Source organism: Variovorax sp. Soil_C_33, from assembly GCF_057656935.1.
The window spans coordinates 245,718-272,444 of sequence record NZ_JBDGJK010000007.1 but is presented as its reverse complement, the minus strand read 5'-3'; the positions used below and the strand labels follow the sequence as shown (position 1 = coordinate 272,444).

The 26,727-nt window shown below is 67.2% G+C and carries 21 protein-coding genes, 1 tRNA gene and 1 riboswitch; of the genes, 11 read left to right on the top strand and 11 right to left on the bottom strand.

Annotated elements, in window-relative coordinates:
• Positions 1–17 precede the first annotated feature (17 nt).
• Positions 18–144, bottom strand: a riboswitch (ZMP/ZTP riboswitch).
• Positions 145–183: 39 nt separating this feature from the next.
• Positions 184–1,020: a transglycosylase SLT domain-containing protein gene (locus AC3A6B_RS13685; RefSeq protein WP_487837231.1), complete on the bottom strand. Its 837-nt coding sequence runs from the start codon at positions 1,018–1,020 to the stop codon at positions 184–186.
• A 597-nt stretch (positions 1,021–1,617) separates the two neighbouring features.
• On the opposite strand from AC3A6B_RS13685, the gene AC3A6B_RS13680 reads away from it, so the two are divergent.
• Positions 1,618–5,418, top strand: a complete 3,801-nt coding sequence (locus AC3A6B_RS13680; protein WP_487837230.1) for a DUF748 domain-containing protein — start codon at positions 1,618–1,620, stop codon at positions 5,416–5,418.
• A gap of 89 nt (positions 5,419–5,507) precedes the next feature.
• Positions 5,508–8,324, top strand: a complete 2,817-nt coding sequence (locus tag AC3A6B_RS13675; RefSeq protein WP_487837229.1) for a DUF349 domain-containing protein — start codon at positions 5,508–5,510, stop codon at positions 8,322–8,324.
• A 12-nt stretch (positions 8,325–8,336) separates the two neighbouring features.
• On the opposite strand, the gene AC3A6B_RS13670 is transcribed toward AC3A6B_RS13675, so the two are convergent.
• The 5 genes from AC3A6B_RS13670 to AC3A6B_RS13650 form a co-directional block, all read right to left on the bottom strand.
• Positions 8,337–9,122 carry a M90 family metallopeptidase gene (locus AC3A6B_RS13670; protein WP_487837228.1) on the bottom strand — a complete coding sequence of 262 codons (786 nt, stop codon included), beginning with the start codon at positions 9,120–9,122 and terminating at the stop codon, positions 8,337–8,339.
• Positions 9,122–9,883 carry a UDP-2,3-diacylglucosamine diphosphatase gene (locus AC3A6B_RS13665; RefSeq protein WP_487837227.1) on the bottom strand — a complete coding sequence of 254 codons (762 nt, stop codon included), beginning with the start codon at positions 9,881–9,883 and terminating at the stop codon, positions 9,122–9,124. The genes AC3A6B_RS13670 and AC3A6B_RS13665 overlap by 1 nt, the downstream gene beginning before the upstream one ends.
• A 7-nt stretch (positions 9,884–9,890) precedes the next feature.
• Positions 9,891–10,400 (bottom strand): peptidylprolyl isomerase, encoded by a 510-nt coding sequence (locus AC3A6B_RS13660; RefSeq protein ID WP_093109134.1) that lies wholly within the window; start codon positions 10,398–10,400, stop codon positions 9,891–9,893.
• Positions 10,401–10,415: 15 nt separating this feature from the next.
• A complete protein-coding gene (locus tag AC3A6B_RS13655) occupies positions 10,416–10,988 on the bottom strand; it encodes a peptidylprolyl isomerase (protein ID WP_487837226.1) in 573 nt (190 codons plus the stop codon).
• A gap of 70 nt (positions 10,989–11,058) precedes the next feature.
• Positions 11,059–11,640 carry a tetratricopeptide repeat protein gene (locus tag AC3A6B_RS13650; RefSeq protein WP_487837225.1) on the bottom strand — a complete coding sequence of 194 codons (582 nt, stop codon included), beginning with the start codon at positions 11,638–11,640 and terminating at the stop codon, positions 11,059–11,061.
• 193 nt (positions 11,641–11,833) lie between these two features.
• Between AC3A6B_RS13650 and cysS the strand changes: the two genes are divergently transcribed.
• The 6 genes from cysS (at position 11,834) to AC3A6B_RS13620 (ending at position 17,327) form a co-directional block, all read left to right on the top strand.
• Positions 11,834–13,210 carry a cysteine--tRNA ligase gene (gene cysS, locus AC3A6B_RS13645; RefSeq protein ID WP_487837224.1) on the top strand — a complete coding sequence of 459 codons (1,377 nt, stop codon included), beginning with the start codon at positions 11,834–11,836 and terminating at the stop codon, positions 13,208–13,210.
• A gap of 17 nt (positions 13,211–13,227) precedes the next feature.
• Positions 13,228–13,878: a DNA-3-methyladenine glycosylase family protein gene (locus AC3A6B_RS13640; protein WP_487837223.1), complete on the top strand. Its 651-nt coding sequence runs from the start codon at positions 13,228–13,230 to the stop codon at positions 13,876–13,878.
• A 15-nt stretch (positions 13,879–13,893) separates the two neighbouring features.
• Positions 13,894–14,874 (top strand): acetyl-CoA carboxylase carboxyltransferase subunit alpha, encoded by a 981-nt coding sequence (locus AC3A6B_RS13635; protein ID WP_487837222.1) that lies wholly within the window; start codon positions 13,894–13,896, stop codon positions 14,872–14,874.
• 33 nt (positions 14,875–14,907) lie between these two features.
• A complete protein-coding gene (gene tilS, locus AC3A6B_RS13630) occupies positions 14,908–15,858 on the top strand; it encodes a tRNA lysidine(34) synthetase TilS (RefSeq protein ID WP_487837221.1) in 951 nt (316 codons plus the stop codon).
• An 85-nt stretch (positions 15,859–15,943) separates the two neighbouring features.
• On the top strand, positions 15,944–17,212 hold the full coding sequence (locus AC3A6B_RS13625) for an aspartate kinase (protein WP_487837220.1): 1,269 nt from the start codon (positions 15,944–15,946) through the stop codon (positions 17,210–17,212).
• 22 nt (positions 17,213–17,234) lie between these two features.
• Positions 17,235–17,327: transfer RNA gene (locus AC3A6B_RS13620), tRNA-Ser, on the top strand.
• Between the two features lie 94 nt (positions 17,328–17,421).
• Here the strand turns inward: AC3A6B_RS13620 and AC3A6B_RS13615 are convergent.
• Complete coding sequence (locus AC3A6B_RS13615) at positions 17,422–17,943, bottom strand: hypothetical protein (RefSeq protein ID WP_487837219.1); 522 nt, start codon at positions 17,941–17,943, stop codon at positions 17,422–17,424.
• A gap of 413 nt (positions 17,944–18,356) precedes the next feature.
• Between AC3A6B_RS13615 and AC3A6B_RS13610 the strand changes: the two genes are divergently transcribed.
• Entirely contained in the window at positions 18,357–18,896 is a 540-nt protein-coding gene (locus tag AC3A6B_RS13610) for a PA2169 family four-helix-bundle protein (RefSeq protein WP_487837218.1), read from the top strand.
• Between the two features lie 6 nt (positions 18,897–18,902).
• Here the strand turns inward: AC3A6B_RS13610 and AC3A6B_RS13605 are convergent, their stop codons facing one another.
• On the bottom strand, positions 18,903–21,257 hold the full coding sequence (locus AC3A6B_RS13605) for a phosphocholine-specific phospholipase C (RefSeq protein WP_487837217.1): 2,355 nt from the start codon (positions 21,255–21,257) through the stop codon (positions 18,903–18,905).
• 119 nt (positions 21,258–21,376) lie between these two features.
• Entirely contained in the window at positions 21,377–22,654 is a 1,278-nt protein-coding gene (locus AC3A6B_RS13600; protein ID WP_487837216.1) for a lytic murein transglycosylase, read from the bottom strand.
• Between the two features lie 115 nt (positions 22,655–22,769).
• Between AC3A6B_RS13600 and AC3A6B_RS13595 the strand changes: the two genes are divergently transcribed.
• Positions 22,770–23,744, top strand: coding sequence for a Bug family tripartite tricarboxylate transporter substrate binding protein (locus AC3A6B_RS13595; RefSeq protein WP_487837215.1), 975 nt, complete (start codon positions 22,770–22,772; stop codon positions 23,742–23,744).
• A 20-nt stretch (positions 23,745–23,764) separates the two neighbouring features.
• Here AC3A6B_RS13595 and AC3A6B_RS13590 read toward each other — a convergent pair whose 3' ends face one another.
• Both AC3A6B_RS13590 and AC3A6B_RS13585 read right to left on the bottom strand, forming a co-directional pair.
• Entirely contained in the window at positions 23,765–24,406 is a 642-nt protein-coding gene (locus AC3A6B_RS13590) for an NAD(P)H-dependent oxidoreductase (protein ID WP_487837214.1), read from the bottom strand.
• Between the two features lie 78 nt (positions 24,407–24,484).
• Positions 24,485–25,714, bottom strand: a complete 1,230-nt coding sequence (locus AC3A6B_RS13585) for an NAD(P)/FAD-dependent oxidoreductase (protein WP_487837213.1) — start codon at positions 25,712–25,714, stop codon at positions 24,485–24,487.
• A gap of 175 nt (positions 25,715–25,889) precedes the next feature.
• On the opposite strand from AC3A6B_RS13585, the gene AC3A6B_RS13580 reads away from it, so the two are divergent.
• Positions 25,890–26,720 (top strand): IclR family transcriptional regulator, encoded by an 831-nt coding sequence (locus tag AC3A6B_RS13580; RefSeq protein ID WP_487837212.1) that lies wholly within the window; start codon positions 25,890–25,892, stop codon positions 26,718–26,720.
• Positions 26,721–26,727: the final 7 nt, after the last annotated feature.

The following is a 26,727-nucleotide window of genomic DNA, read 5'->3' as shown; positions in this document are numbered from 1 at the left end:
TTGTTCTTCAACCAAACAAGGGCTGCCCAGGCGAACGGCGGAACGCCTGCTCAAGACCGCGGGCGGCACGCTTCCCAGTGGTGTTCCACGTCAGCGCAATGCACCTGAAAAGGGTTGCGCCTATCGCCAGTCGCGTGCCGGCCGAGTGTAGCTGACGACGATGGCCGCCGTCTTCGAAAGGGCCTACAGATCGGACAGCAAGGCCACGCTCTGCTCGTTCGCTTCCGTCGGCTTGGCGGGTGCCACCACGGGCAGCGGTTGCGCCCGCATGCCCGGCGGCGTCGGCGTGGTGGTGGGCGGCGTGCGTCCGCCGACCACCTGCTGCAGGCGCGCATGTTCGGCCAGCACCTTGCTTGCATAACCGCCATCGTCGGGCAGGTTGGCGGCGCCGACGTAGAACTTGAGGCCGCCCTCGAGCGAACCCGCGCGCGCGATGCATTCCTGCAGCACCTTGACGCCCACGCGCATGTTGGTCACCGGGTCGAAGGCGGTCAGAGTGCCGCCCGCGCTTTGGTACTTCTCGCCATGGACACGAGTCATGACCTGCATGAGGCCCTGGGCGCCGACCTGGCTCTGGGCAAAGGGGTTGAAGCTGGATTCGACCGCCATGATCGCCAGGATCAGGGTCGGGTCGAGCTTGGTGCGCTTGCCGAGTTCGAAGGCTTCCGCCACCAGCACGCTCAGCGGCTCGACGGCCACGCGGTATTTCTTGCTCAGCCAGTAGGCGACGGCGGCCTGCTGCTTGGGCAGCTCGTGCGGGCTCGCCGCTGTGGTGCGGTCGATGGCCGTGGGCTCGAGATCGGTTGCCTCGGGCGGCGGCTTGCGCGACTGGAGCCAGCCCATGAGCTGTTCCTCGCCGGACTGGCGCAGGTCGGGGCGCGCGGCCAGCGCCAGCGCAGCGAACACGATGGCCAGGCCGACCAAGGCAAAGCCGTTGTGGGTGATCTCGAAAAAACCGTCGGCCACATCGGACACGAAGGTCCGCAGCCCGCGGGCCGTGGCTTCAAACGCCTGTTTCATCGCTCTTCCTTTCTATGCGGCACCTGGGTCGCAGCGCCAGAAAGGCGATGGTCGTAAGGCAGCGGCGCTTGGATTGGTACGAATCAGGTTCCGCGCAAGGAAGGGGGAGAAGGGCGCGGCCGCCTGATTAAGCCGAAAGAATTCAGCAGCGGATATTGGGGGAGTCCCGGCTGCCAAGTGGCGGCGAGGACTGGGCGGATTCTAGGAGGGGCTAAATACCCGGTCAAGAATAATGATTAGGCTTCTTATGCTAATAAGAGTTGAAGAAGCAGGCGAATCGCCGTACCTCGGTCCATTGAAAAAAAGTCATTTGCAATCCGGAGAGTGCGCGCCTACCCTGAGGGTGCCTGAGCTTTCAGGCGCTAAACCAAGGTCCAGCAACCGGAAGAGCAATCGGACGGTTCAGCGGCCGAGGCCCAACGGTGGCAATCTTTTGCTGCCAGCACGATCGGAACGAATGAACTTCCGGTCGAGCGAAAAGATGGCATGGGCGTTGCGCCCGCCATCGAGCCCGGAGGCCAGACTTCGCGTCGAGCCACCGGGCTTTCTTCTTTCTGGGAAGGCGTTCGCACTTTTGCGGCACACTCGCCCCCGATGATGAATGCAGCTTCGCTGAAACAAAATAAGTGGGTGCGACGGGGAGTGCTGGCGTTGCTGGTGCTGCTCGGTTTCTGGCTGCTCGCCTGGTTGGCGGTGCCGCCGATCGCCAAGAATCAGATCCAGAAGATCGCGAGCGAAAAGCTGGGTCGCCAGGTCACGGTCGGCAAGATCGACTTCAAGCCCTGGACGCTCGAACTGACGCTGAAAGACCTGCGCATCGCCACGGCCGACGGCGGCCAGCCCCAGGTGGCGGTGGCGCGCATCTATGCCGATGCCGAGCTGCAATCGATCCTGCGCCTGGCGCCGGTGATCGACGCTGTCGCCGTCGATGCGCCGGCCATCCTGCTGACGCACCTGGCAGACGGCAAGTACGACATCGACGACATCCTGGCGAAGCTCGCCAGCGCGCCCGGCGCGCCCAAGAGCGAGCCGCCGCGCTTCGCGATTTACAACATCGCTATCACCGGCGGCGCGGTCGATTTCGACGACCAGACCGTCAAGCGCAGGCACGAGCTGCGCGATTTCGTGCTCAAGGTGCCTTTTCTCAGCAACCTGCCTTCGCAGCGCGAGATCAAGACCGAGCCCAAGCTGGCCTTCGTCCTGAACGGCAGCGCATTCGATTCGGCCGCCTTCACCACGCCCTTTGCGGAAAACCGCAAGACCGACGCGCAGGTGCATTTCAAGGATCTGGACCTGGTGCCCTACCTGGGCTACATCCCCGGCGGCCTGCCGGTGGCCCTGCGGGCCGGGAAGCTCGACGCAGACCTCAAGATCGATTTCGAACGCGCCGCCACCGCCGGTCTCAAGCTCACGGGCACGGTCGCGGCGCACAGCATCAAGCTGGCGGATTCGAAGGGGCGCGATCTGCTCGGCTTCGATTCGCTCAAGGTCGCGCTGGCCGATGTCCGGCCGCTGGAGCGTGTGGTGCATCTGGGCGAGGTGGCGCTGGCGGCGCCGCAGCTGGTCGTGGCGCGCGATGCGGCCGGGCAGCTCAACCTGCTGGCGACCGACCGGGCCACCGGCGCGACCGAAAAGGTGGCGCCCGCCGCAGCACCGAACGCGAACGGCGAGCCTGTCCCGAAGCCGGCCGGGCAGCCGGGCTGGCGCGTTCGGGTCGACAAGCTGGCGCTTTCCTCCGGCGAGATCGGATGGCGCGACCAGACCACCCAGCCGGTAGCCGCCATCGACGTCAAGCAACTCAACATCGAAGCCAGTGCCGTGACTTGGCCGATGGACAAGCCGGCGCCTTTCAACGGCTCCACCTCGGTCGGCGGGGCCCCCCTCAAGTTCAGCGGCGAGGCGACCGACAAGGTGGCCAAGGTCCAGACCGAGGTCGAGGGCTTGCCGCTGTCGCTGGCGGCTCCGTATCTCGCGCAGAGCCTGGAGCCCACGCTCGACGGCAAGCTCAGCGGCCAGATCGACGTCGCCTGGGCCCAACCCGATCTCAAGTTCAAAGCGCGCCGCGTCGCGGCCGACGGGCTCGCGCTGACACAGGCCAAGACCGCGCTGGCGAGCGTCGGGCGCTTCGAGCTGGTCGATGCCGAAGTCGACATGACGAAGCACACGCTCGCGATCGCCTCGTTCACCGCGACGAATCCCAAGATCGTCGTCGAGCGCGACCATGAAAGGCGCTGGATGTTCGAACGCTGGCTGAAAACGCCGTCGGGCGACAGCCAGGGCAACGGCGCGTCCGCCAAGGTCGCGCCGCCCAAGCCCGCTGCAGCAGCCCCGGGTGCCAACACCAAGCCGTGGGAGCTCTCCATCGGCACGGTGGCGGTCGACAACGGAGCGCTCTCTTATTCGGACAAGGCCGGCGCCACGCCGGTGGCCTTCGAAGTCAGTGCGCTGAAACTCAGCGCGCAGAAGATCGCACCCAACACCGCCACCACCTCGCCCCTGCAGGTCTCTGGGCGCATCGGCGCCGGCCGCGCGGAAGCCGGGCGCTTCGACTACAAGGGCTCGGTCGCACTCAAGCCGGTGGCGGCCGAGGGCCGGCTGGAGATGGCCGCCGTTCCGGCCCATGCCTTCAAGGCCTACTACGCCGATGCATTGAACATCGACATCCGGCGCGCTTTCGCCAACTACCGCGGCACGGTGAAGTTTGCGACGGCACCCGCCGGCATGAGCCTCAAGCTGGCCGGTGATACAGCGCTGGACGATTTCCGCGCCAACAGCACCACGCTCACCCAATCGCCTGGCACGGCGACCCGCAGCAATCAGATCCTGAGATGGAAGACCCTGAGCCTGCGTGGCTTGCAGGTCGATATGGTGCCCAAGGCGCCACTGGCTGTGGACGTGCGCGAAACCACGCTGACCGACTTTTTCGCCCGCGTGATCGTCGACCCGACCGGACGCCTCAATCTGCAGGACCTCACCAAGAAGCCCGAGCAGGCGACCGCCGCCGCGGCGCCGGCCGGCGAACCCAGCACGCGCCGCAGCCTCGGCGGCACGACCACCACGACCACCGCCAAGCCCGCCGCACGCTCGGGCGGCGCCCCGGCCTCGGCAGAAGCCCTGGTCGGCGGCGCACCCGAGACCGCCGCACCGGCCCCCGCGACCGTGGCCAAGGCGCCGACGCCCGAAAGCGACGGCCCCGCGCCGGTCATCAATTTCGGTCCGATGAGCATGGTCAACGGACGCATCGATTTCACCGACCTGTTCGTCAAGCCCAACTACTCCGCCGACCTCAGCGAACTGACCGGCAAGCTCAGCGCCTTCTCGTCGAAGCCCCAAGGCGACAGGCCGGAGCTGGCCGATCTCGAGTTGCGCGGCAAGGCGCAGCAAACCGCCCAGCTCGAAATCACCGGCAAGCTCAATCCGCTGGCCAAGCCGCTCGAACTCGACATCACGGCCAAGATGCGCGAGCTCGATCTGCCGCCGCTGTCGCCGTACTCGGTGCGCTACGCCGGGCACGGCATCGAGCGCGGCAAGCTCAGCATGAACGTCACTTACAAGATCACGCCGGACGGCCAGCTCACCGCTACCAACAAGCTGGTGCTCAATCAGCTGCAGTTCGGCGACGAAGTGCAGGGCGCGCCGAACAGCCTGCCGGTGCGCCTCGCCGTCGCCCTCCTGGCCGACCGCAATGGCGTGATCGACATCGACTTTCCCGTCAGCGGCTCGCTCAACGATCCGCAGTTCAGCCTCGGCCCGCTGATCTTCAAGGCGGTCGTGAACTTGATCGTCAAGGCCGCCACCTCGCCGTTCAGCTTGCTCACGGGCGGTCTCGGCGGCGGCAGCGGCGAATCGAGCGCCATCACCTTCGCACCCGGCAGTTCGGATCTTTCGCCCGCCGCGAAGGAGAGCCTCGACAAGGTGGTGAAGGCGCTGACGGACCGCCCGGGCCTGCAGATGACCGTGGTCGGCACCGCCAGCCTGGAGCAGGAGCGCGAGGCCTACCAGCGCCAGCGCCTGCGTGCGTTGGCCCAGAGCGAAAAGCGCCGCGCCGCGGCACGCAGCGGCAACCAGAATGCGGCCGATGTGCCGCCCCTCACCGATGCCGAGTATCCGGAGCTGCTGGCCGCGGTGTACAAGCGCTCCGAGGTCACCAAGCCACGCAACATGATCGGCCTGGCGAAGGATCTTCCGACCAAGGAGATGGAAGACCTGCTCATGGCCAGCATCCCGGTCGACGAGGAATCGATGCGGCAACTCGCGGTGGAGCGCGGCGCCGTGGTGCGCGACTACCTGCTGGCCCAGAAACTGCCCAGCGAGCGGCTGTTCCTCGGCGCCGTGCGCACGAAGGCTGCCGGCAACGATTGGAAACCAGGTGCCGAACTGAATCTGGCAACCCGCTGAAAGCGGGCTCTAAGTCGGTGAAAATGGCGGAGTGCGCCGGCAAATGCCGGCGCCTTCGCTTTTCCTCTTCAGATAACGACATTCGCGCAGTGACTTCAACTTCCACCAAGCCCAACGACCTCCAGTCCCTCGACACGATGACCGGCGGCGCCTTCACTGCACCGACCTCGGGTGAGCGTGCCCAGCGCGTGCGCGACTGGCTCGCGGGCAATCCGGCGCCCGAGCAGATGCAGGAGGTGTTCAAGGAATTGAGCGGCCGCGACAAGGGCGCCGCGCGCCTGCTGCGCGAGAAGCTCGACGAACTCAAGCGCGCCAAGGGCCAGGAAGCCATCGCCGCCGAATGGGCGCAAAAGGCCGAGGCGCTGCTGGCTCAGCCCAAGCTCAACATCGCCGACGCGCTGGCATGGCAGCGCGACGCGGCCAAGGCGGGCGCGCCGCTGTCGCGCGAGCCGCTGGCCGGCTTCAAGGCCCGCCTGGCCGAGCGCGTGAAGGGCATCGAGGACCTGCAGCATCGCGCGCAGGTTCACCGCGAGGCCGCCGTGCTGCTGGCGCAGCGCTTCGAAGTGCTGTCGACCAAGAGCTGGCGCGACGCGCAGGCCGCCGAAGAAGCCTTGCGCGCCGACGTCGCGCACTGGCAGCAGCAGGCCGCGGAGATCACGGCCGACGGCAACTGGAACAGCCTCGACGCCAAGTTCGCGCCCCAGCTGGAATCCTCCAAGGCTCAGCTGCTGGTGGTGTCCGATGCTTTCCACCAGGCGCTGGCGCAGACCATCGCCGCGGCCGAGGATGCGGCTGCGCCGCTGCCGCCCGTGCCCGTGTGGGCCGACGAGCTGCGCGTGGCGCGCGGCGGCGTGGCCGAGGCGGCTGCGCCTGCGGCGCCGAAGCCGCCCGTGCCGAAGGTCGATCCCGAAAAGCGCGCCACCGCCCAGGCCGCCGTGGAGGCCGCGCTCGCCAAGCTCGAAAAGGAAACTGCCGAAGGACACGGCAAGGCCAGCGCCGGCGCTGCTGCCGCGCTGCGCGCGGTGCTCAAGGAGCACGGCAAGCTGGTCGAACCGCCGCTCGAAGCCCGCGTGCATGCAGCCCTGGTCGCCGCCGGCGAACTCGAAGGCTGGCAGCGCTGGAGCGCCGACAAGGTGCGCGAAGAACTGGTGGCCAAGGCCGAAGCCCTGCTCAAGCGCCCCGAAGGCCAGGCCTTGGGCGGCCGCAAGATGCAGGAAACCTTGCGCACGCTGCGCGAGCAGTGGAAACAGGCCGACCAGGGCGGCGTGCCCAATCATGCGCTCTGGAAGCGCTTCGACGAGGCCTGCAACGAAGCCCACAAGGTGGTCGAGGCCTGGCTCGAGAAGGTGCGCGCCGACGCGGCCGAGCATCGCGCCCAGCGCCTGGCGCTGATCGAGGAAGTGAAGGCCTGGGCCGCGGAGCACGCGGATGCGTCCGACCTCAAGGCGCACAACCGCGCGCTGCACCAGTTCGCCGATCGCTGGCGCGATGCCGGCCACGTCGGCGAGAAGGTGTTCGCCGAACTGCAGCCGCAATGGAACGAGGCCTTCGGCGCCGCGCGCGCGCCCTTCGAAGCACAGCAGAAGGCCAGCATCGAGCGACGCCAGGCGATGATTGCCGAGGCCGCCGAACTCGGCGCCGCGCCGATGCTGCGCATCGATGCGGTCAAGGCGCTGCAGCAGCGCTGGCAGGCCGAGGCCCAGACCGTGCCGCTGGATCGCCGACAGGAGCAGAAGCTGTGGGACGCCTTCCGGGCGCCGATCGACGAGGCCTTCAATCGCAAGAGCGCCGAGCGCGAAAAGGCGGCCGCCGCCGTGAGCGAGCACGACCGCAACGTGCTCAACGCCTCGAAGGCGCTGGATGCCGCCAACAGCACTGGCGATGCGCAGAAGATCCGCGCCGCCGTCGCGCAGCTCGAAGCCGCGCTGCGCGGCGAAGCGCCTGCACCCGCCGCCAAGCCGCAGGCCGCGGCCGCCGACGGTCCCGCGGTGGGTGCCACCGAGGTGGTGGCGCCGGGCCAGGCCGCTGCCGAGTTCAGCGAGAGCGCCGAACAGGCCCCCGCGCCCGGCGATGCCGAGGCTTCGCCCGCGGCGCCGGCCGAATCCGCGGCATCGGCACCCGATCTGGTGGCGCCGGCCGACAGTGCGGGCCCGTCGGCGCGCACCGATGCTGCCGAGGCCGAAGCCAGCCCGGCACCCGCTGCGCCGCCCAAGCCGGCGCCGAAGCCGGTGATCGCCGTGCGCGGCGACGACCGTCCCGGCAACAAGAAGGCCGAGGCCGCGCCAACCGGACGCGGCGGCAAGTTCGGCGATCGCCGCGACAGCCGCGGCGCGCCAGGCGGCCGTCCCAATGACCGCGCGCCACGCGCCGGCGATCGCGGTGCGCCGTCCGGCGCAGGCCGCTTCGGCGACCGTCCGCCGCGCTTCGAGGATCGCGGTCCGCGCCTCGGCGACGCTGCCTTCCGCGCGCAGCGCGAAGCGCTCGAACGCGCCGAGCTGTCGCTGCGCAAGCTCGCGGCCCAGGCGCACGGCGAGGCGCTCACGCAGGTGCTCGGCGCCTGGGAGCAGCGCGATGCGTCGAAGCTGCCCAGCGCCCAGGAACTGGGCCGTGCAGTCACGCCGGCGGTGCGCGGGCAGTGGTCGCAGGCTCTGTCCGCAGGCCCGACGGCCGCGGCCGTCGATGCGGCCGAGGCCTTACTGCGTCTCGAGATGGCGGCCGAAGTGCCGACGCCGGCCGAGCAGCTCGACGCACGCCGTGCACTGCAGCTGAAACTGCTGACCAAGCGCGGCGATCCGGCACCGGCCCAGACCTGGGGGCAGGATGCCGGCAAGGTGCTGGCCGCTGCGCACGATGCGGCATCGGCGCGCCGGCTGCAGAACGCGCTCAAGGCCCTGCTGCGCAAATAGCGCTAACGGGCCCTAGCGCTTGCCGAAGAATTCGTCGAACAGGGCCGCCAGTTCGGCGAACTCTGCGGCCAGTTGCGTGCGGTTCACGAAGTAGGCCTCGCAGGCGACGGCAAAGAACTCGCCCGGCGATTCGGCGGCGTAGGCATCAAGCCACGGCAGCTCGCCGCCGAAGCGCTCGGCCGCGATGGTTTTTTCGCGGAAGGCGTCGTAGGCCGGCTGCAGCACCGCGAACCAGGCGGCGCGTGCATCGCGCGCCGACGAGGTGCCGGCGAAGCCGGCCGGCAGCGGCGGGCAACCATCGGCAGCTCCGCCGCGCATGTCGATCTTGTGGGCGAACTCGTGGATCACGACGTTGTAGCCCGCGTCGCGCGTGATGCTGCTCGCGAGCACGTCCTGCCAGCTCAGCATCACCGGGCCGCGGTCCATGGCCTCGCCGGCCAGCACCTCCTCGTATTCGTGCACCACGCCGGTCTCGTCGGTCGTCTTGCGGCGCGCCACGGCTTCGGAGGGATGCACCACGATGCCGACGAAATCGTCGTACCAGGCGAGGCCGCCCCTCAGGTGCAGTACCGGCAGCACAGCCTGCGCCGCCACTGCGAGCGCGACCTCGTCGGTGATGACGAAACCGTGCGCTCCATGGAATTCCTTGTCGCGCAGGAATTCCGCCGCGAGGCGGCGCAGGCGCTCCAGGTCGGCCGCCGGCCGCTCGGCGAGGAAGGGATAGCGCGTCAGCGTGGCCTGCCAGGCAGGCTCGGGAATCGGGGGCGGGGCGCGCAGGCCGCGCAGCCAGCCGAACATCAGCGCAGGTCGACGCGCTGCGCGCCGGCGCTCGAAAGACAGAGCAATTGGGCGCGCGCCGGATGGGCTGTCAGGTCCCAGTCGCTCAGCACGATGCGCTCGAGGCCGTCGCCGAGGGCGTGCGTCGCGGGCTTGTGCGTGTGGCCATGGATCAGCGTCGCCGCGCCTGCCTGCGCGAGCCATGCGCGCGCGGCATCCGCATCGACGTCGGCCCAGACCATCCCGGGGCTGCGCTTGCGGTCTTCGCTCTGCGTGCGCATCGAGCGGGCAAGCGCGCGGCGCTCGGCAAGCGGACGCGCGAGAAAAGCACTCTGCCATGCCGGCGTTCGCACCTGGGCTCGGAATTGCAGGTACTCGGCGTCTTCCAGGCAGAGAAGGTCGCCGTGGCTCAGCAGCCAGCGCTTGTCATGCAGGACCAGCACGGTCGGATCGTCGAGCAGCGTCAGCCTGCATTGCGCCGCGAACGCGGCACCCACCAGGAAGTCGCGGTTGCCGTGCATGAAGAAAACCGGCCGCTGTTCGGCCGCCGTGCGCAGCAGCTCGCCGCATTGCGCTTCGAAGCCGGGTTCGGTCGCCGCATCGTCGCCGACCCAGACCTCGAACAGGTCGCCGAGGATGAAGATCGCATCGGCCGGCGTGGTTTGCAGATAGCCGCGCCAGGCGTCGAAGGTGGCCGCGTCCGAGGCCTGCAGGTGGAGGTCGGAGAGGAGGTCGACCGTGTGCCACGCCGCAGGGGCCACGAGCTCGGCGAAAGCCGTCATCGATGGATCAGTCTTTGACGACGGCCTTCTCGATCACCACGTCTTCCAGCGGCACGTCGTCGTGGAAGCCCTTGCGGCCGGTCTTCACGGCCTTGATCTTGTCGACGACTTCCTTGCCGCCCACGACCTTGCCGAACACCGCATAGCCCCAGCCCTGCGCCGACGGCGCGGTGTGGTTCAGGAAGCCGTTGTCGGCCACGTTGATGAAGAACTGGGCCGTGGCCGAATGCGGTGCGCTGGTGCGGGCCATGGCGACGGTGTAGTTGTCGTTCTTGAGGCCGTTGTTGGCCTCGTTCTGAATCTCGGCGCCGGTCGGCTTCTGCGTCATGCCCGGCTCGAAGCCGCCGCCCTGCACCATGAAGCCGGGGATGACACGGTGGAACACGGTGTTGTCGTAGTGGCCCTTGGTCACGTAGGCGAGGAAGTTCTCGACCGTCTTCGGCGCCTTGTCCTGGTCGAGTTCGAGCGTGATCACGCCCTGGTCCTTGATGTGCAGTTCGACTTGGGGATTGCTCATGAGGTGCTCCTTTGCTTATTTCGCCACGGTGGCGGACTGGATGGTGATGGTTTCGACCGGCACGTCCTGCATGCCGTTCTTGTTGCCCGTGCGCGCGGCGCGGATTTTGTCGACCACCTCGGTGCCCGCCACCACCTTGCCGAACACGGTGTAACCGTAGCCGTCGGGGTTGGGTGCGTTGAGCATCGCGTTGTCCTTCACGTTGATGAAGAACTGCGAGGTGGCGGAGTTGGGGTTGCCGGTGCGCGCCATCGCGATCGTGTACTTGTCGTTCTTGAGGCCGTTGCCCGCCTCGAGCGGGATTGGGGCGCGCGTGGCTTTCTGCTGCAGGTCGGCCGTGAAGCCGCCGCCCTGGATCATGAAGCCGTCGATCACGCGATGGAATACCGTGCCGTCGTAGTGCTTGTCCTTGACGTACTGCAGGAAGTTCTCGACCGTCTTGGGCGCCTTGTCCGGCGCGAGTTCGATCACGATGTCGCCAGCCGAGGTGCCGAGCTTGACGCGTGGCGGGCTCTGCGCCCAGCTGGGGCTCGCAATGGCCAGCATCGCGGCCAGGACCAGTGCCGTACGGCGTGAAAGGACGTGCATGTTCAAGAGAAGACTCGCTTTCGAAGGAAGAGCGCTGCCCCGTGCCGCTCTCGCGGCAGGCAGCGGGTGCTCATTGGCGAACGGGCTTGCGGATGACGCTCGTCGCGGGCGGCAGTGCGCCGGAGGTCGGCGTCGTGAAGAGCTGGCGGATCAGCGCGAGCTTCGGCGCCACGGTGGCGTTGCCGGCTTCGAGCTGTTGCGCGCGGCCGTAGGACTGGCCGGCGAGGCGGGCATAGACGTCGCCCAGATTTTCGTGTGCGGTGGCGTAGCTCGGATTGAGCTTGATCGCCATTTCGAGCGCGGCGCGCGCCTTGTCGAACTGGCTTTGGGCGGCGTAGAGCGCCGCGAGATTGTTGTAGGGCTCGGGCAGTTCGGGGAAGTCCTGCGTGAGCTGCGTGAAGACCGCGGTCGCGTCGGCCTGCTTGCCCTGCTCGGTGAGGATGACGCCGCGCAGGAAGCGCATTTGCGGATCGCGCGGCTTGCCTGCGATGTAGGCGTCGGCTTTTGCCAGCGCTTCTTGGGACTTGCCCTGACGCAGCAATGCGTTGACATCGGCATAGTCGTCGGCTTGCGCCGCACCGGCGGCGAGCACCAACAGGAGGGCCGAGAGAATGCGCGAAATCATGGAAAAGGGGAGAGCGGCGTGCTTCATGAAGCCTCGAGAGATGGGAGAGACGCGGGCCTCGAAAACACCCGGAAAATATCCGGCGGCGGCCGTTTATACTGGGGTGGATTGTAGCCGAGGGGCCGCGTTCAACCCCTCGTCGCCACAGCATCCACACCCCTGAAAAACCCCTGTCGCTCGCCCGTATCGCATGGGCGCGGAGCGACGCGTTTCGAGCCTCATGAGTCTTCGCATCTACAACACGCTCTCGCGTGAGCTGGAGGAATTTTCTCCTTTGCAACCCGGCCGGGTGCGCATGTACGTGTGCGGAATGACGGTCTACGACTACTGCCACTTGGGCCATGCGCGCTCGATGATCGCTTTCGACGTGGTGCAGCGTTGGCTGAAACTGTCAGGATTCGAGGTCGACTATGTGCGCAACATCACCGACATCGACGACAAGATCATCCGCCGCGCGGTGGAGAACGGCGAAAGCATTCGCGCGCTCACCGACCGCATGATCGACGCGCTGCACGAGGATGCCGATGCCCTGGGCATCGAGCGGCCGACGCACGAGCCGCGCGCGACCGAGTTCATTCCGCAGATGCTGTCGATGATCGCCATCCTCGAGAAAAAGGGCCTGGCCTATCGCTCGACCAATGGCGACGTCAACTACGCGGTACGCAAGTTCCCGGGCTACGGCAAGCTCTCCGGCAAGACGCTGGACGAGCTCCACGCCGGCGAGCGCGTGGCCGTGCTGGATGGCAAGGAAGACCCGCTCGACCCCGTGCTGTGGAAGAGCGCGAAGCCCGCCGAGCCCGACGAGGTCAAGTGGCCCAGCGACTACGGCGCCGGCCGTCCCGGCTGGCACATCGAGTGCTCGGCCATGGCCTGCCAATTGCTCGGCGAGACCGTCGATATCCACGGCGGCGGCATGGACCTGCAGTTCCCGCATCACGAGAACGAAATCGCGCAGAGCGAAGGCGCGAGCGGCAAGCCCCTGGCTCGCACCTGGATGCACAACGGCTTCATCAACATCGACGACGAGAAGATGTCCAAGAGCCTGGGCAACTTCTTCCTGATCCGCGACGTGCTCAGGCAGTACGACGCCGAGACCGTGCGCTTCTTCGTCGTGCGTGCGCACTACCGCAGCCCGCTCAACTACAGCGACGTGCATCTCGACGATGCGCGCGCCTCGCTCAAGCGGCTCTATACGGCGCTGCACCTGGTGGCGCCGGCCGCGGTCGCGATCGACTGGCGCGAGCCCTATGCCGCACGCTTCAAGTCGGCGATGGACGAGGACTTCGGCACACCCGAAGCGGTGGCCGTTCTTTTCGACCTGGCCGGCGAGGTGAACCGCACGCGCTCGGCCGAGGCCGCCGGGCTGCTGAAGGCGCTGGGCGGCTGCATCGGCCTGCTGCAGGCCGATCCGCAGCAGTTCCTGCAGGCCGGCAGCACGCTCGACGATGCCTCGATCCAGGTCCTGATCGCCCAGCGCGCCGAAGCCAAGGCGGCGAAGAACTTCGCGCAGGCCGACCGCATCCGCAACGATCTGCTCGCCCGGGGCATCGTGCTGAAGGATTCGCCGACCGGCACGACATGGACCGTGTCGAAGTAAGGGGCCGAGAAGAAAAAATGCCTGCCGCCAAGAAACCGACCATCGAAGTCTTCACGCCCGACTACTGGGAAGAAGCCTGCAAGCACTTGGCCAAGAAGGACCGCGTCATGAAGCGGCTGATCCCGCAGTTCGGCGACGCCTGCCTGGAGTCGCGCGGCGACGCCTTCACCACGCTGGCGCGCAGCATCGTCGGCCAGCAGATCTCGGTGAAGGCGGCTCAGTCCGTCTGGGATCGCTTCGCCAAGCTGCCGCGCAGGGTGACGCCCGCCAACGTGCTGAAACTCAAGGTCGACGACATGCGTGCCGCCGGCCTGTCGGCGCGCAAGATCGAGTACCTGGTCGACCTGGCCCTGCATTTCGATTCCGGCATCGTGCACGTCGACGCGTGGGAAGACATGTCCGACGAAATGATCGTCGCCGAGTTGATCGCGATCCGCGGCATCGGCCGCTGGACCGCCGAGATGTTCCTGATCTTCCACCTGATGCGGCCCAACGTGCTGCCGCTGGACGACGCCGGGCTGATCAACGGCATCAGTCAGAGCTACTTTTCGGGCGACCCGGTGAGCCGCAGCGATGCCCGCGAGGTCGCGGTGGCCTGGGCGCCGTTCTGCAGCGTCGCGACTTGGTATATTTGGCGATCGCTCGACCCGCTACCGGTCGCATACTGACAACAGGAGAAGACGTTGGCGAAACGAACCTTCCTCGACTTCGAGCAGCCCGTCGCGGAGCTCGAATCCAAGATCGAAGAACTGCGCTATGTACAGACCGAATCGGCGGTCGACATTTCGGAAGAGATCGATCAGCTCGGCAAGAAGAGCCTGCAGCTCACCAAGGAAATCTACAGCGACCTGACGCCCTGGCAGATCACCAAGATCGCGCGCCATCCGGAACGGCCCTACACGCTCGACTACGTGGGCGAGATCTTTACCGACTTCGTCGAGCTGCATGGCGACCGCCATTTCGCGGATGACCTTTCCATCGTCGGCGGCCTGGCGCGCTTCAACGGCACGCCCTGCATGGTGCTGGGCCACCAGAAAGGCCGCGATACCAAGGAGCGCACGGCGCGCAACTTCGGCATGAGCAAGCCCGAGGGCTATCGCAAGGCGCTGCGGCTCATGAAGACCGCCGAGAAATTCAAGCTGCCGGTGTTCACCTTCGTCGATACGCCGGGCGCCTATCCCGGCATCGACGCCGAGGAGCGCGGCCAGTCCGAAGCCATCGGCCGCAACATCTTCGAGATGGCACAGCTCGAGGTGCCGATCATCGTCACCATCATCGGCGAGGGCGGTTCCGGCGGTGCGCTGGCGATCTCGGTCGGCGACCAGGTGCTGATGCTGCAGTACTCGGTCTACTCCGTCATCAGTCCCGAAGGCTGCGCCTCGATCCTCTGGAAGACCAGCGACAAGGCCCAGGAAGCGGCTGATGCGCTGGGCATCACGGCACACCGGCTCAAGGCCCTGGGCCTGGTCGACAAGATCGTCAACGAACCGGTCGGCGGTGCGCACCGCGACCACCGGCAGATGGCCGCCTTCCTCAAGCGCGCGCTCAACGACGCCTTCCGCCAGGTCAGCGACCTGAAGCCGAAGGAACTGCTCGACCGCCGCTACGAGCGTTTGCAGAGCTACGGCCGCTTCGCCGACACCAAGGCCGAGAGCGCCAAGTAGCCCGCGCGGGCCGTCGCCGGCCTGCCACCCCCGATGGAGAACCCCGCCGCCTCAGCGCTCGCGTCCTGGGCAGCGCCCTTGCCGCTGGGCATCGCCTACAGCGGCGGTGCCGACTCCACCGCGCTGCTGCATGCCGCGGCGCAGCGCTGGCCCGGACAGATCCAGGCGCTGCACGTGCATCACGGCCTGCAAGAGGCCGCTGACGACTTCGAGGACCATTGCGCCGCCACGTGCAGCGCCTTAGGCGTGCCGCTGCACGTGGGCCGCGTCGATGCCCGCCACGCGCCCGGCGAGAGCCCCGAAGATGCAGCGCGCCGGGCGCGATACCAAACGCTGGCTGCGCTCGCCCAAGCTCATGGCCTGCAGCATGTCGCGCTGGCCCAGCATGCCGACGACCAGGTCGAGACCATGCTCATCGCGCTCAGCCGCGGCGCCGGCCTCGACGGATTGGCCGCCATGCCGCGCCGGATCGAGCGCCACGGCGTCTGCTTCCATCGCCCGCTGCTCGAAGTGCATGCGAGCGCGCTGCGCGAGTGGATCGCCGCCAGCGGCACCGCGCACATCGACGACCCCAGCAATGCCGACCTGCGCTACACGCGCAACCGCATACGCCTTCAGGTGCTGCCGGCGCTCGCGGCCGCCTTGCCGCAGTTCCGCGAAACTTTCGCGCGCTCGGCGCGCAACGCGGCCAGGGCCTCGGGCCTCTTGGCCGAGATCGCGGCAGAGGACATCGCCGCCGCGGGTTCGCCGCCGACGCTCGCCGCATTGCGTGCACTGCCGCGCGAGCGTCTTGCCAATGCGCTGCGGCATTGGCTCAAGCGCGAGCACGGCGCGGTGCCGAGCGAGGCCCAGATCGATCAGCTGCTCGACCAGATCGAGGCCTGCAGCACGCGCGGCCACCGTATCCGCCTCAAGGTTGCCGACGGTTACGTCCTGCGCGAGGGCGAGTTTCTGCGTTGGTACAATGCCCGTCCCCTGCCGTAGCCCGCAGCCTTCGCGCTGAATGGCGCCCGGCGGAACACGGATGCCGCCGTTGCGGCATCCGAATCCTTCTGTCCTGACTTCACCCATGGCATTGATCGTTCACAAATACGGCGGCACGTCGATGGGCTCGACCGAGCGCATCCGGAATGTCGCCAAGCGCGTCGCCAAGTGGGCGCGCGCCGGCCACCAGATGGTGGTGGTGCCAAGCGCGATGAGCGGCGAAACCAACCGCCTGCTCGGCCTCGCCAAAGAGCTGGCCCCGCCCAAACCCGGCGACGACCACAACCGCGAGCTCGACATGCTGGCTTCCACCGGCGAGCAGGCCTCTTCGGCGCTGCTGGCGATCGCGCTGCAGGCCGAGGGCATGGAGGCGGTCAGCTATGCCGGCTGGCAGGTTCAGGTCAGGACCGACAGCGCCTTCACCAAGGCCCGCATCGAAAGCATCGACGACGAGCGCGTGCGCGCCGACCTCGACGCCGGCAAGGTCGTTGTGGTCACCGGCTTCCAGGGCGTCGACGACGCGGGCAACATCACCACGCTGGGGCGCGGCGGCAGCGACACCTCGGCGGTCGCGATCGCGGCGGCGATGAAGGCGCACGAGTGCCTCATCTACACCGATGTCGACGGCGTCTACACGACCGACCCGCGCGTCGAACCCGATGCGCGCCGGCTGACCACCGTCAGCTTCGAAGAGATGCTCGAGATGGCGAGCCTCGGCTCCAAGGTGCTGCAGATCCGCTCGGTCGAATTCGCCGGCAAGTACAAGGTACCGCTGCGCGTGCTGTCGAGCTTCACGCCGTGGGACATCGACATCAAGGAAGAAGCCCGCTCCGGCACCCTGATCACATTCGAGGAAGACGAAAACATGGAACAAGCCGTCGTATCCGGCATCGCTTTCAATCGCGACGAAGCCAAGATCTCCGTGCTCGGCGTGCCCGACAAGCCCGGCATCGCGTACCACATCCTCGGCGCCATCGCCGACGCGAACATCGAGGTCGACGTCATCATCCAGAACCTGAGCAAGGACGGGCGCACCGACTTCAGCTTCACGGTGCACCGCAACGACTACGCGAAGGCGGTCGACCTGCTCAAGGCCAAGGTGCTGCCCACGCTGGGCGCGGCGGACATCGTCGGCGACACCAAGATCTGCAAGGTCAGCATCGTCGGCATCGGCATGCGCAGCCACGTCGGCGTGGCGAGCAACATGTTCCGCGTGCTGAGCGAGGAGGGCATCAACATCCAGATGATCTCGACCAGCGAGATCAAGACCTCGGTCGTGATCGACGAGAAGTACATGGAGCTCGCGGTGCGCGCGCTGCACAAGGCCTTCGATCTCGATCAACCGGCCGCCTAAGCTGGCATAATTGCGGCTTCCAGGAACTGTGACCGAGTGGCCGAAGGTGCTCCCCTGCTAAGGGAGTATGGGGTGTAGAGCCTCATCGAGGGTTCGAATCCCTCCGGTTCCGCCAAAAATGATTCGATGAATATCCATCGAGTTGAAAAGAGCCCAAGAGAATCAAGCCTCTTGGGCTTTTTTGCATCCGGCTGTGGCCCGCCCACGTCCTATTCGACGCCGTCGCACATCCGCTTGCTGTCCTGCCCCGTGCTGACGATGACCACCTTCCCCGCGCCGTCGACGTTGACATTCGTGCATCCTCTTTGAGTGCTGCTGCCCCCTGGGATCGCACCGAGAATTTCATTGGTGGCAGCAACGGCCTTCTTCACGCCCTCCCAGGTTGTCTCCAAAAAGCTTCTTGCCAGGACCTGAGGCGGCCCCTTCACATCGACGATGACCACCTCGGCCTGGGATCCACCTTCCACGTGGTAGCGCACGCCGCCAGGAATGGCGCGTAGAGCCTTGACCGTTGCACCGTCGGGCAACTTGATCCCTGTTTGAAGTTCCGGGTTGGCCTTCAGGAAATCCTGGACCTGTCGCGCTGACGCGTTGGCCCGTCTGGGGACCGGCACCTGGGTGCCCGGCGGGCTCAGGATGGCTGGAGGCGTGGGCGCAAGTTGCGCCTGCGTGAGACCGGTCAGCCCGAAGCCTGAGAGGAAGAACACCACTACGGCCAAGTACCTGGTCATGATTGCTCCCCATGCCCAGCCCCTCGCCGGGCTCAGGTCATATTAGGTATCCAGCGTCGCAACGACAAGCCGAACGGGTGGAGGTCTGGCTGCGCTCCGCGGAGCCTTCAAAAGACTCCGAATACCTTCAACAGGATGATGACGCCAATAGGGACCCCGCAGAGCCAAAGGATGATGTTCTTCATGTCAGTCTCCATTCGGTGGTTTGGGTGCTGGTCACCGTAGCAGGGCCGCTTCGGCGGCAGGTGAGAAAGAGGCGCTGTTCGCGGTAGGGCAAGGCTGCCGGAAGATGCCCGCTGTGGGATTCGGCCTGCGCTTACAGGCGTCTTCGTGAGCGGACGACGCGAACGACGGCCGCCGCCCTAACCATGATCCTCATCGACCTTGCATCGAACAGCTCCAGGGAGACAAGCATGGCCAACAGCAACGATCTTCCCGTCCTCGCTGACGGATCAGTCGCCGCACAGGCGAATCAGACCGCCATGTGCTGCGACGAAGAGACGGTCGAGGTGCTGAATGATCTGCTCGAGAACGCGCGCGACAGGGAATACGGATTTCGAACCTGTGCGAAGGAGCAGCCTGCCGGATCGAGCCTCCGGCAAGCTCTCAATCAGCGCGCCTCGCAGTACCACGAAGGCTGCGACGAACTGGCGCAACTGATACGGCGCCACGGCGGCTTGCCGGCCGAGGGCGGCACCACCGGCGCGGCGATTCACCGGGGGTGGGTGCATGTTAAGGGGGCGATCGGCGCCAGCAGCGAGTTGTCGATCCTCGAAGAGTGCGAGCGCGCCGAAGAGGCGGCCGTGCTGCGCTGCCTGGAAGCGATGGAGCGGAATCTGCCCCCCGATGTCCGCGACTTGATCGCCCGCCAGGCTGCGGCCGCGCAGGAAAGCCGGGATCGGATCGGAAAGCTGTGCGATCAGGCCCGCACGGGCGGTCGAGCAAAGGCCTGAACGCGATCAGAAGCGGTCTGTCAGCCCCATCGCCGGATCGCTCACCGAGTGCCTGCCGGTCTCCACCCTGCCGGCGAAACGCCGATAGAAGGCGGCGTCGGCATCGCAGGTCACCACGAAGTCGTACCACTGGCCGCTGGCGTCCAGGCTCCACCGCATGCTGGTGTCGCCGCCGCCCTTGACCCGAATGCTCCACGAGCCGTCGGGATTGCTGCCGTAGACCCCATGGTCGTCGTGATCGCTGCCGCGGCGGTCGTCATGACGGTCCTTGCCGCCCGCCTGGTCGGCCTCCGGGCGCGCGTAGACCTTGTTGGCGTGCACGGTGACGCGGCAATCGCGCCGGCCGTCGTTGCGCAACTGCAGGTGGATGTCGCCGCGGCGCGTGTCGTAGCCCACGCGGATCTCGGGAGCCGGCGCCCCCTCGGCACGCAGCCGGTTCAGGTCGCCCTTGAAGTGGCGGTGGTAGCCGTTGGGGCCGAGCACCCACAGGTCGTAGAGGCCGGCGTTGTCGGTCATGGCGGCCCAGTAGTCGTCGAACTGCTTGCCGGGCTCGACCACGTAGCGGCGCGGCAGGCGGTCCGACAGGTGAAGCTTGTCGTAGACGTGGAACACGGCGGCGGCGCGTCCCCCGTTGGCGAACAGCAGCTGGATGCGCCCGTTGCGCGAGTCGCTGCGCGCGCTGGTGTGCAGCTCGTAGGGCAGGGCGCGCGAGGGACGCACGCCGGTCGCCTGCGCCGGCAGGCTGGAGTCGGTCGGCGGGGTGATCTTCGGCAGCGCCTGTTGGGCGATGGTCAGCGCATCGGCCTGGTCCTTGGTCTTGCGCCCGGCCAGGGTGGGCAGAGGCTCGTCGTTGGGACGCTCGAAGTTGAAGGCGCTGGTGAGGTCGCTGCAGACGAGGCGGCGGTATTTGCTGATCTGGGGCTCCGCCACGCCGAAGCACTTCTCCAGGAACAGCAGCGTCGAGGTATGGTCGCAGACCTGCGAGTTGACCCAGCCACCGCGGCTCCAGGGCGAGACCACCCACATCGGCACGCGCGGACCGGGGCCGTAGGGCCGGCCGTCGATCGCGGGCTGGTTCGGCGTCGCCGGCGTGTAGTTGTGATACTCGACGGCCACGTCGGCGTCCGCCAGCGTGCAGCCGCCGGCCAGCGAGCCGTCGGGATTGCGCGAGGGCGCTGCCGGCGACGGCAGGTGGTCGAAGAAGCCGTCGTTCTCGTCGAAGTTGATCAAGAGCACGGTCTTGCTCCAGACCTCGGGGTTGGCGGTCAGCGCGTCCAGCACTTCCTGCACATACCAGCCGCCCTTCGCCGGGCTCGACGGCCCGGGGTGTTCGCTGTAGGCGGATGGCGAAATGATCCAGGACACCGCGGGCAATGTGCCGTTGCGGATGTCCTCGCGGAAGGTTTCCAGGAAGCCTTGCGGCATCGTGTTGGCGAAGCCCTTGGCGAGGGGGCTGAGCGCGTCGTCTGCGACCGGGTCATAGAACGGACCCGCGGCGGTGACCGGCTGCGTGATGTCCGTGGCCGGGACATAGACCGGACGGCGAGCCGGCGGCATCTGCTCGATCGCGGCGCGCCAGTGGCGGAAGCCCATCATCTCGTTGCAGCCGAAGTTGTCGATCAGGCTCTGGTAGACCTTCCAGCGCACGCCGGCCTTCTCCAGCCGGTCGGCATAGGTGGTCCAGGTCCAACCCTGGGTGGACGGGCCGATGTCGTTGCCGCCGTTGAACTGGTTGTTCAGGGCCGCAACCTGGACCTTGCTGCCGTCGAGCGGGCTGATGCCGTTCGGGCCATTGGTTCCGCTCCAGTAGAACAGCCGGTTCGCGATGGTGCCCGTGTGCATCCCGCAGTGGTAGTGGTCGCACAGCGTGAAGGCATCGGCCAGCGCGCGCTGGAACGGGACTTCGGCCGTGTCGTAGTAGCCCATCGACAGCGGATTCTTGGCGTCCGGCCACTTGTACATGCGACCGTGATCCCATGCCGCCTGCGAATCGGACCAGGCGTGCGGCGTGCTGCCGGCGCGCTGCGCATTGCCTTTGGTCTCGTCGAGACGGTAGGGAAGGTAGGTGGTCGGCGGCGTCGTCTTGGTATGGGTCTGATGGAAGATGTTCTTGCCATTGGGCGCCGGGATGGCAAAGCGGTCGCCGAAGCCGCGCACGCCCTTGAAGGTGCCGAAATAGCTGTCGAAGGAGCGGTTCTCCTGCATCAGGAGCACTACGTGCTTGACGTCCTTGATGGTGCCGGTCTCGTGGTGGGCCGGGATGGCGAGCGCACGGCGGATGCTGGGCGGAAAGGCGGCCAGCGTGGCGGCGGCGATGCCGGTGCCGGTGGTGCTTTGGAGAAACTTGCGACGGGTGGTCATGGCGGGCGTCCTTCGTTCTAGGCGTACCGAGCCTAGGCAGCGGCTGTGACACCGCCATGTAGCGAAGATGACGTGACGCGCGTGACGCGCGTGACGCGCCGCGCAGCGCTGACCTCCGGCTAAGGTTCCTGCAGGCGCTGAAGCAGCTCTGCGCTCGGAAAGCCATCCGCCGGCAAGCCAACGCTGCGTTGATAGCGGCGCAGCCCTTCGCGGGTGGCCGGGCCCATCACGCCGTCGGGCGTTCCGCTGGCAAAGCCGCGCTGATTGAGGGCGGTCTGCAGCTCGAGCAGCTGGCTGCGCGTGAGCGCGGCCAGATCCCGCGGCCAGGGCGCCTGCACGCCCGGGCCGCCTGCGAGGCGCTGCGCCAGAAGGCCGACTGCGAGCGCATAGCTGGTCGAGTTGTTGTAGCGCAGGATGGCGCGGAAGTTCGATCCGACCAGGAAGGCCGGCCCGCGGGCTCCCGCGGGCAGCAGGATCGTGCCGTCGGCAATCTCCGGCAGCGGCTGACCGTCAACGGTACGCAGCCCCTCGGCGGCCCATTGAGCGGTGGACTGGCGCACGGCCGTGTCGGCGCGGCCGTAGTCGAAGCCGGCCGGCAACCGGACCTCGACGCCCCAAGGCTTGTCCGCCTGCCATCCCGAGCGCGACAGGAAGTTCGCGGTCGAGGCCATCACATCGGCCATGCTGCCCCAGATGTCGCGCCGGCCATCGCCATCGGCATCCACCGCATACGCCACGAAGCTCGACGGCAGGAACTGGGTCTGGCCCATGGCGCCGGCCCAGGAGCCGACCATGCGTTCGCGCGCGATGTCGCCGTTGTCGAGAATCTTCAGCGCCGCGAGCAACTCACCGCGCGCCCAGTCCTCTCGGCGTCCCTCGAAGCCCAGCGTCGCCAGCGCGTCGATCGTCGGGGTGCTGCCGTAGTTGCTGCCGTAGTTGCTTTCCATGCCCCAGATGGCGACCACGATGCTCGGCGGGACGCCGTAGCGCGCGGCCGCTGCTTCGGCTTGGTTGCGAAGCTGCAGCAGCTTGTCCTGGCCGGCGGCGACGCGTTGAGCCGTCACGGTGCTGTCGAGGTAGTCCCAGACCGAGCGCGTGACTTCGGGCTGCGCACGATCCAGTTCGATGACGCGCGGAAGATATTGGACGTTGTCGAATGCGCTGCGCAGCGTTGCCTCGCCGATGCCCGCGGCACGCGCAGCGGCGCGGAAATCCGCGACCCACTGTGCGAACCTCTGCGGGAGCGCCGCTTCGCCCGCGGCCGCGGGAACGCTCGCGGTGGATGGCTGCGATGGTGCCGTAGATGGCGCGGAAGCGCAGGCTCCCAGCAGCGCGATCGCGAGCGCTGTCGAGACAAGGCGGGGGAAACGCGGCGACGGGCAGTGGTCTTGGTGCATGCCGTGGATTCTCACCTTCATGCAGGGACGGCGAGACAGCGCCATCGGGATTTCCGCGAGGAGCAGATGCAGCTGGGAACTGCGAAGCTTCTTCCGAACGACACAGGAGACCCTCATGCAACGTCGAATCATGCTGTGCGCGGCCATCGCTGCCGCCGCTTCTGCCGCGATGTCCTTCGCCGCGCAGGACAAGTGGCCCAGCAAACCCATCACCTACGTCGTGCCCTTTGGAGCAGGAGGGACCACCGACATTCTGGCGCGCCTGGTCACGAGCAAGGCAGGGCCGTCGCTGGGCACCACCTTCGTCATCGAGAACAAGCCGGGCGCAGGCGGAGGAATGGGAACGGACTACACGGCGAAGGCGGCGCCGGATGGGTACACCATCCAGGGCGGCACCATCAGTTCGCACGCGATCAACGTGAGTCTCTATTCGAAGCTGCCCTACGACCCGATCAAGAACTTCCAGCCGATCACCATGATCGGCTCCATGCCGAACGTGCTGGTGGTGCGCGCCGACAGCCAGTTCAAGACCGTGCAGGACGTGATCACGGCGATCCGAAGCAAGCCCGGTACGGTCAGCTACGCCTCTTCAGGCAATGGCACTTCGCAGCATCTCTCCGGCGTGTTTTTCGAGCAAACGAGTGGCGGCAAGATGGTGCACGTGCCGTACAAGAGCAGCGCCGAATCCCTGAATGGCCTGCTGTCCGGCCAGGGACCCGAACTCATCTTCGAGAACCTGGCTCCCGCCCTGCCGCAGATCAAGGCAGGCAAGCTGCGCGCCTTGGCGGTGACGTCCGAGAAGCGCGCAGCGCAGCTGCCCGAGATTCCGGCCATGGCCGAAACCATGCCCGGCTTCAGCGTGGTGTCGTGGCAGGCGGTTTTTGCGCCGGCCGGCGTGCCGAAGGCCATCGTCGACAAACTCTCCGCCGAGTTGATCAAGGTGGTGAACGACCCGGAGGTGAAGTCCAAGCTGGTGGAGCAGGGCATCGAGCCCGGAGGCATGACGCCCGCCGAGCTGGCGGCTTTCCAGAAGACAGAAATCGACAAGTGGGCGCGCGTCATCAGAGCGGCAAACCTCAAGCTGGATTGATCGGCGCCATCGCCGATCTTTCAGAACACCTCGGCTGCCCCGATCTCGTTCTTCTCGCGCGGGCATCTGTCCCATTCGATGCGGATCCGCCGGCCGATGGACCTCGCGGCGTCGAGTTGAAAGGTCGGCTCTCGCGTCTCGGCCTCCAGCAGGAGTTCGGAAGTGACCACACAGGCACCGCAGTAGTCGAAGATGCCATGGTCGATCTGCGTCTTCATGGCATCGGCGTAGCCGTGCCGGGCATAGGTTGCGGCGTCGGCGCCGCCAACGCCGACAAGATGGACCTGCAGGTGACCCAGTTTCTTCGCCAGCTTGGCGTCATGACTGAAATCGAATGCCCAGCCGTTGGCAAACACGCGATCGATCCAGCCCTTGAGGAGCGCGGGCATCGACCACCAATACACCGGGTAGACCAGAACGATGGCATTCGCACGATCGATACGCGCCTGCTCGGCGGCAACGTCGGCCGGAGGCGGCGATTGCGCTCGATGCACGGCCTGATCGGCCGGGCCGAATCGAGGGTCGAAACCCTCGGCTGCGAGGTCTGCAATCTCGAAGGAACTGGCTGGAGCGGTCGCTGTGAGCCCCTGCGCCACGCACGCAGCGACGCTATGGGTGAGAGACCGGGGATCGGGATGAGCGACAACGATGAGTGCGTGCACGTGGAGATCCTCAAGTAACTTGAATATACGATTGGTAGGTTACGTTGAGTAGGTTTGCGTGTCAACCATGGGGGAGGTTCAGCTTGCCTTCTGCGCGGCGAGCATGCCGTCGGCGATGCGCTGCGCGGTGTTGATGGAATCCGTGAGGCCGAGGTGCCCGTGGCCGACGGCGAGCCACAGGCCCGGCCGGCCGGCGGCGGGGCCGATGACCGGCACCGAATCGGGCATGCAGGGCCGGTGGCCCATCCACTGGGTCGACGACAGCGCCTCGAGCCCGCCGAAGGTCTCGCGCGCGATGCGCTCGAGGATCGCGGCGCGGCGCGGTTCGGGCGGGCTCGTGAGGCCGCCGAACTCCACCGTGCCGCCCACGCGCAGGCCATCTTCCATCGGCGTGACGAAGATCTTGCGGTCGGCCAGGACCACGGTGCGCGAGACGGTGTCGCGCCCGCCGTCGAACTGCACGTGGTAGCCGCGCTGGCTCTCGAGCGCGAGGTGCACGCCGAGCGGGTCCAGCAGCCGGCGCGCCCATGCGCCTGCCGCCACCACGACCCGATCGAAGGTGTTGGCCGCGGCATCGGCTTCGGCGGCGGTGCGCAGCTGCCAGCGCCCGTCGGCCAGCGGCGTCATTGCCTGCACCTCGTCGCGCCGCTGTTGGCCGCCGCGCCTGGCGAAGCCGCGCACCATTGCCTGCACGTAGCGGAAGGGATTGACGATGGTCGCGTGGTCGGCCACGAAGACGCCGAACCGGTAGCGCTCGCCCACGTGCGGTTCCAGCGCCAGGATGCCGGCGCGGTCGAGCTGCTGGAACTGGTAGCCGTAGTACCTGCGCATGCGCCAACCGCCGGCGTCCTTGGCCAGTGCCCGCGCGTCGGGATAGAGATGCAGATGTCCGCGGCGCACGAACAGCTCGGGCACGCCCAGCTCGCGCGCCAGCTGGGCGTGGCGGTCGACGGCGCCCGCGTGCAGCGCGGCGAGCTTGGCGGCCGAGAGCGCGACGCGCGAGGGCTGCGCGGAGGCGACGAAGCGCAGCAGCCAGGGCAGCGCCGTCGGCAGGTAGCGCAGCGGAAGATGCAGCGGGCTTTCCTCGTCCAGCAGCATGCCGGGCACCGAGGACAGAATCCCCGGCATCGCGAGCGGCGCCACCGAGCCCGGGCTGATGGCGCCCGAGTTGCCGTAGCTGCAGCCGCGCCCGGGCTCGTCGCGATCGATCAGCGTGACCGCGGCGTCGCGCTTCTGCAGTGCGAGCGCAATGCAGCTGCCGACGACGCCCGCACCGACGACCGCAACGGCAAGCTGCGTTTCACGCACCGGCACGTCCGGTATCGGCAGCGGCGCCGGGCAGGGCGGGGGCGCGCAGGAAGGCGGTCAGGAGGGAGCGTCGCAGCATCGAAGGTTCGTGAATCGCGAACTGTATTACCTGCCATATTGTTTATCAATATTTGGTATTGCAATGCAATAATGCGCGATCCATCTCGAGGCAAGCATGTCACCAGTCAGACCTAGCGCCGCAGCGGCCGCCCGCAAGCTGCGTAAAGCCGGCGCCGGGCTCGAAAGCCCGCTCTTCATGGGTTCAGTCGCCAAGTGCTTCCAGGTGCTGGAGGCGCTCAACGCCGCCGGGCGCGCGGTGGCGTTGACGGAACTGTCGGCCATTGCGCAGATGGACCGCAGCGCGGTTCAGCGCATCACGCACACGCTGCACGCGCTTGGCTACCTGCGCCAGCATCCGGTCACGCGGGCCTTCACGTTGTCGGGGCGGATGCTCGAGTTCGGCCACACGGTGCTGGCCACGGACCGCCTGCGCGACAAGGCGACGCCGCATCTCGATGCGCTGAACCGCAAAACCGGCGAAACCGTGAACCTGATGGAGCTGGAAGGCCAGGAGATCGTCTATGTCGCGCGCTTCCCGAGCCTGCATGCGGTCAGCGTCGACCTGCACGTGGGTTCGCGCCTGCCGGCCTTCTGCAGCGCGGCCGGCCGCGCGATCCTGGCGCAGCTCGATGAAGAGGCGGCGCTTGCGATGCTGGCGGCGGCCAGACGAGCGCCGATGACCAAGCGCACCGTGACCGATCTGCTGGGGTTGCGCGCAGCGCTCGCGAAAGTGCGCGAACTCGGATATGCGCTGAATGACCAGGAAGCCTTTGTAGGCGACATCTCGATCGCGGCGCCGCTCGTGAACCGCGCGGGCGAGCCGGTCGGCGCGGTCAACATCGCGGTGCCTTCGCCGCGTTGGCTGCTGGCGGACGTGTTGCGCCGCCTGGTTCCGGATCTCATGAAGACCGCGCGCGCCATCAATGACGAGCTGACCGATCTTTGACTGCGCT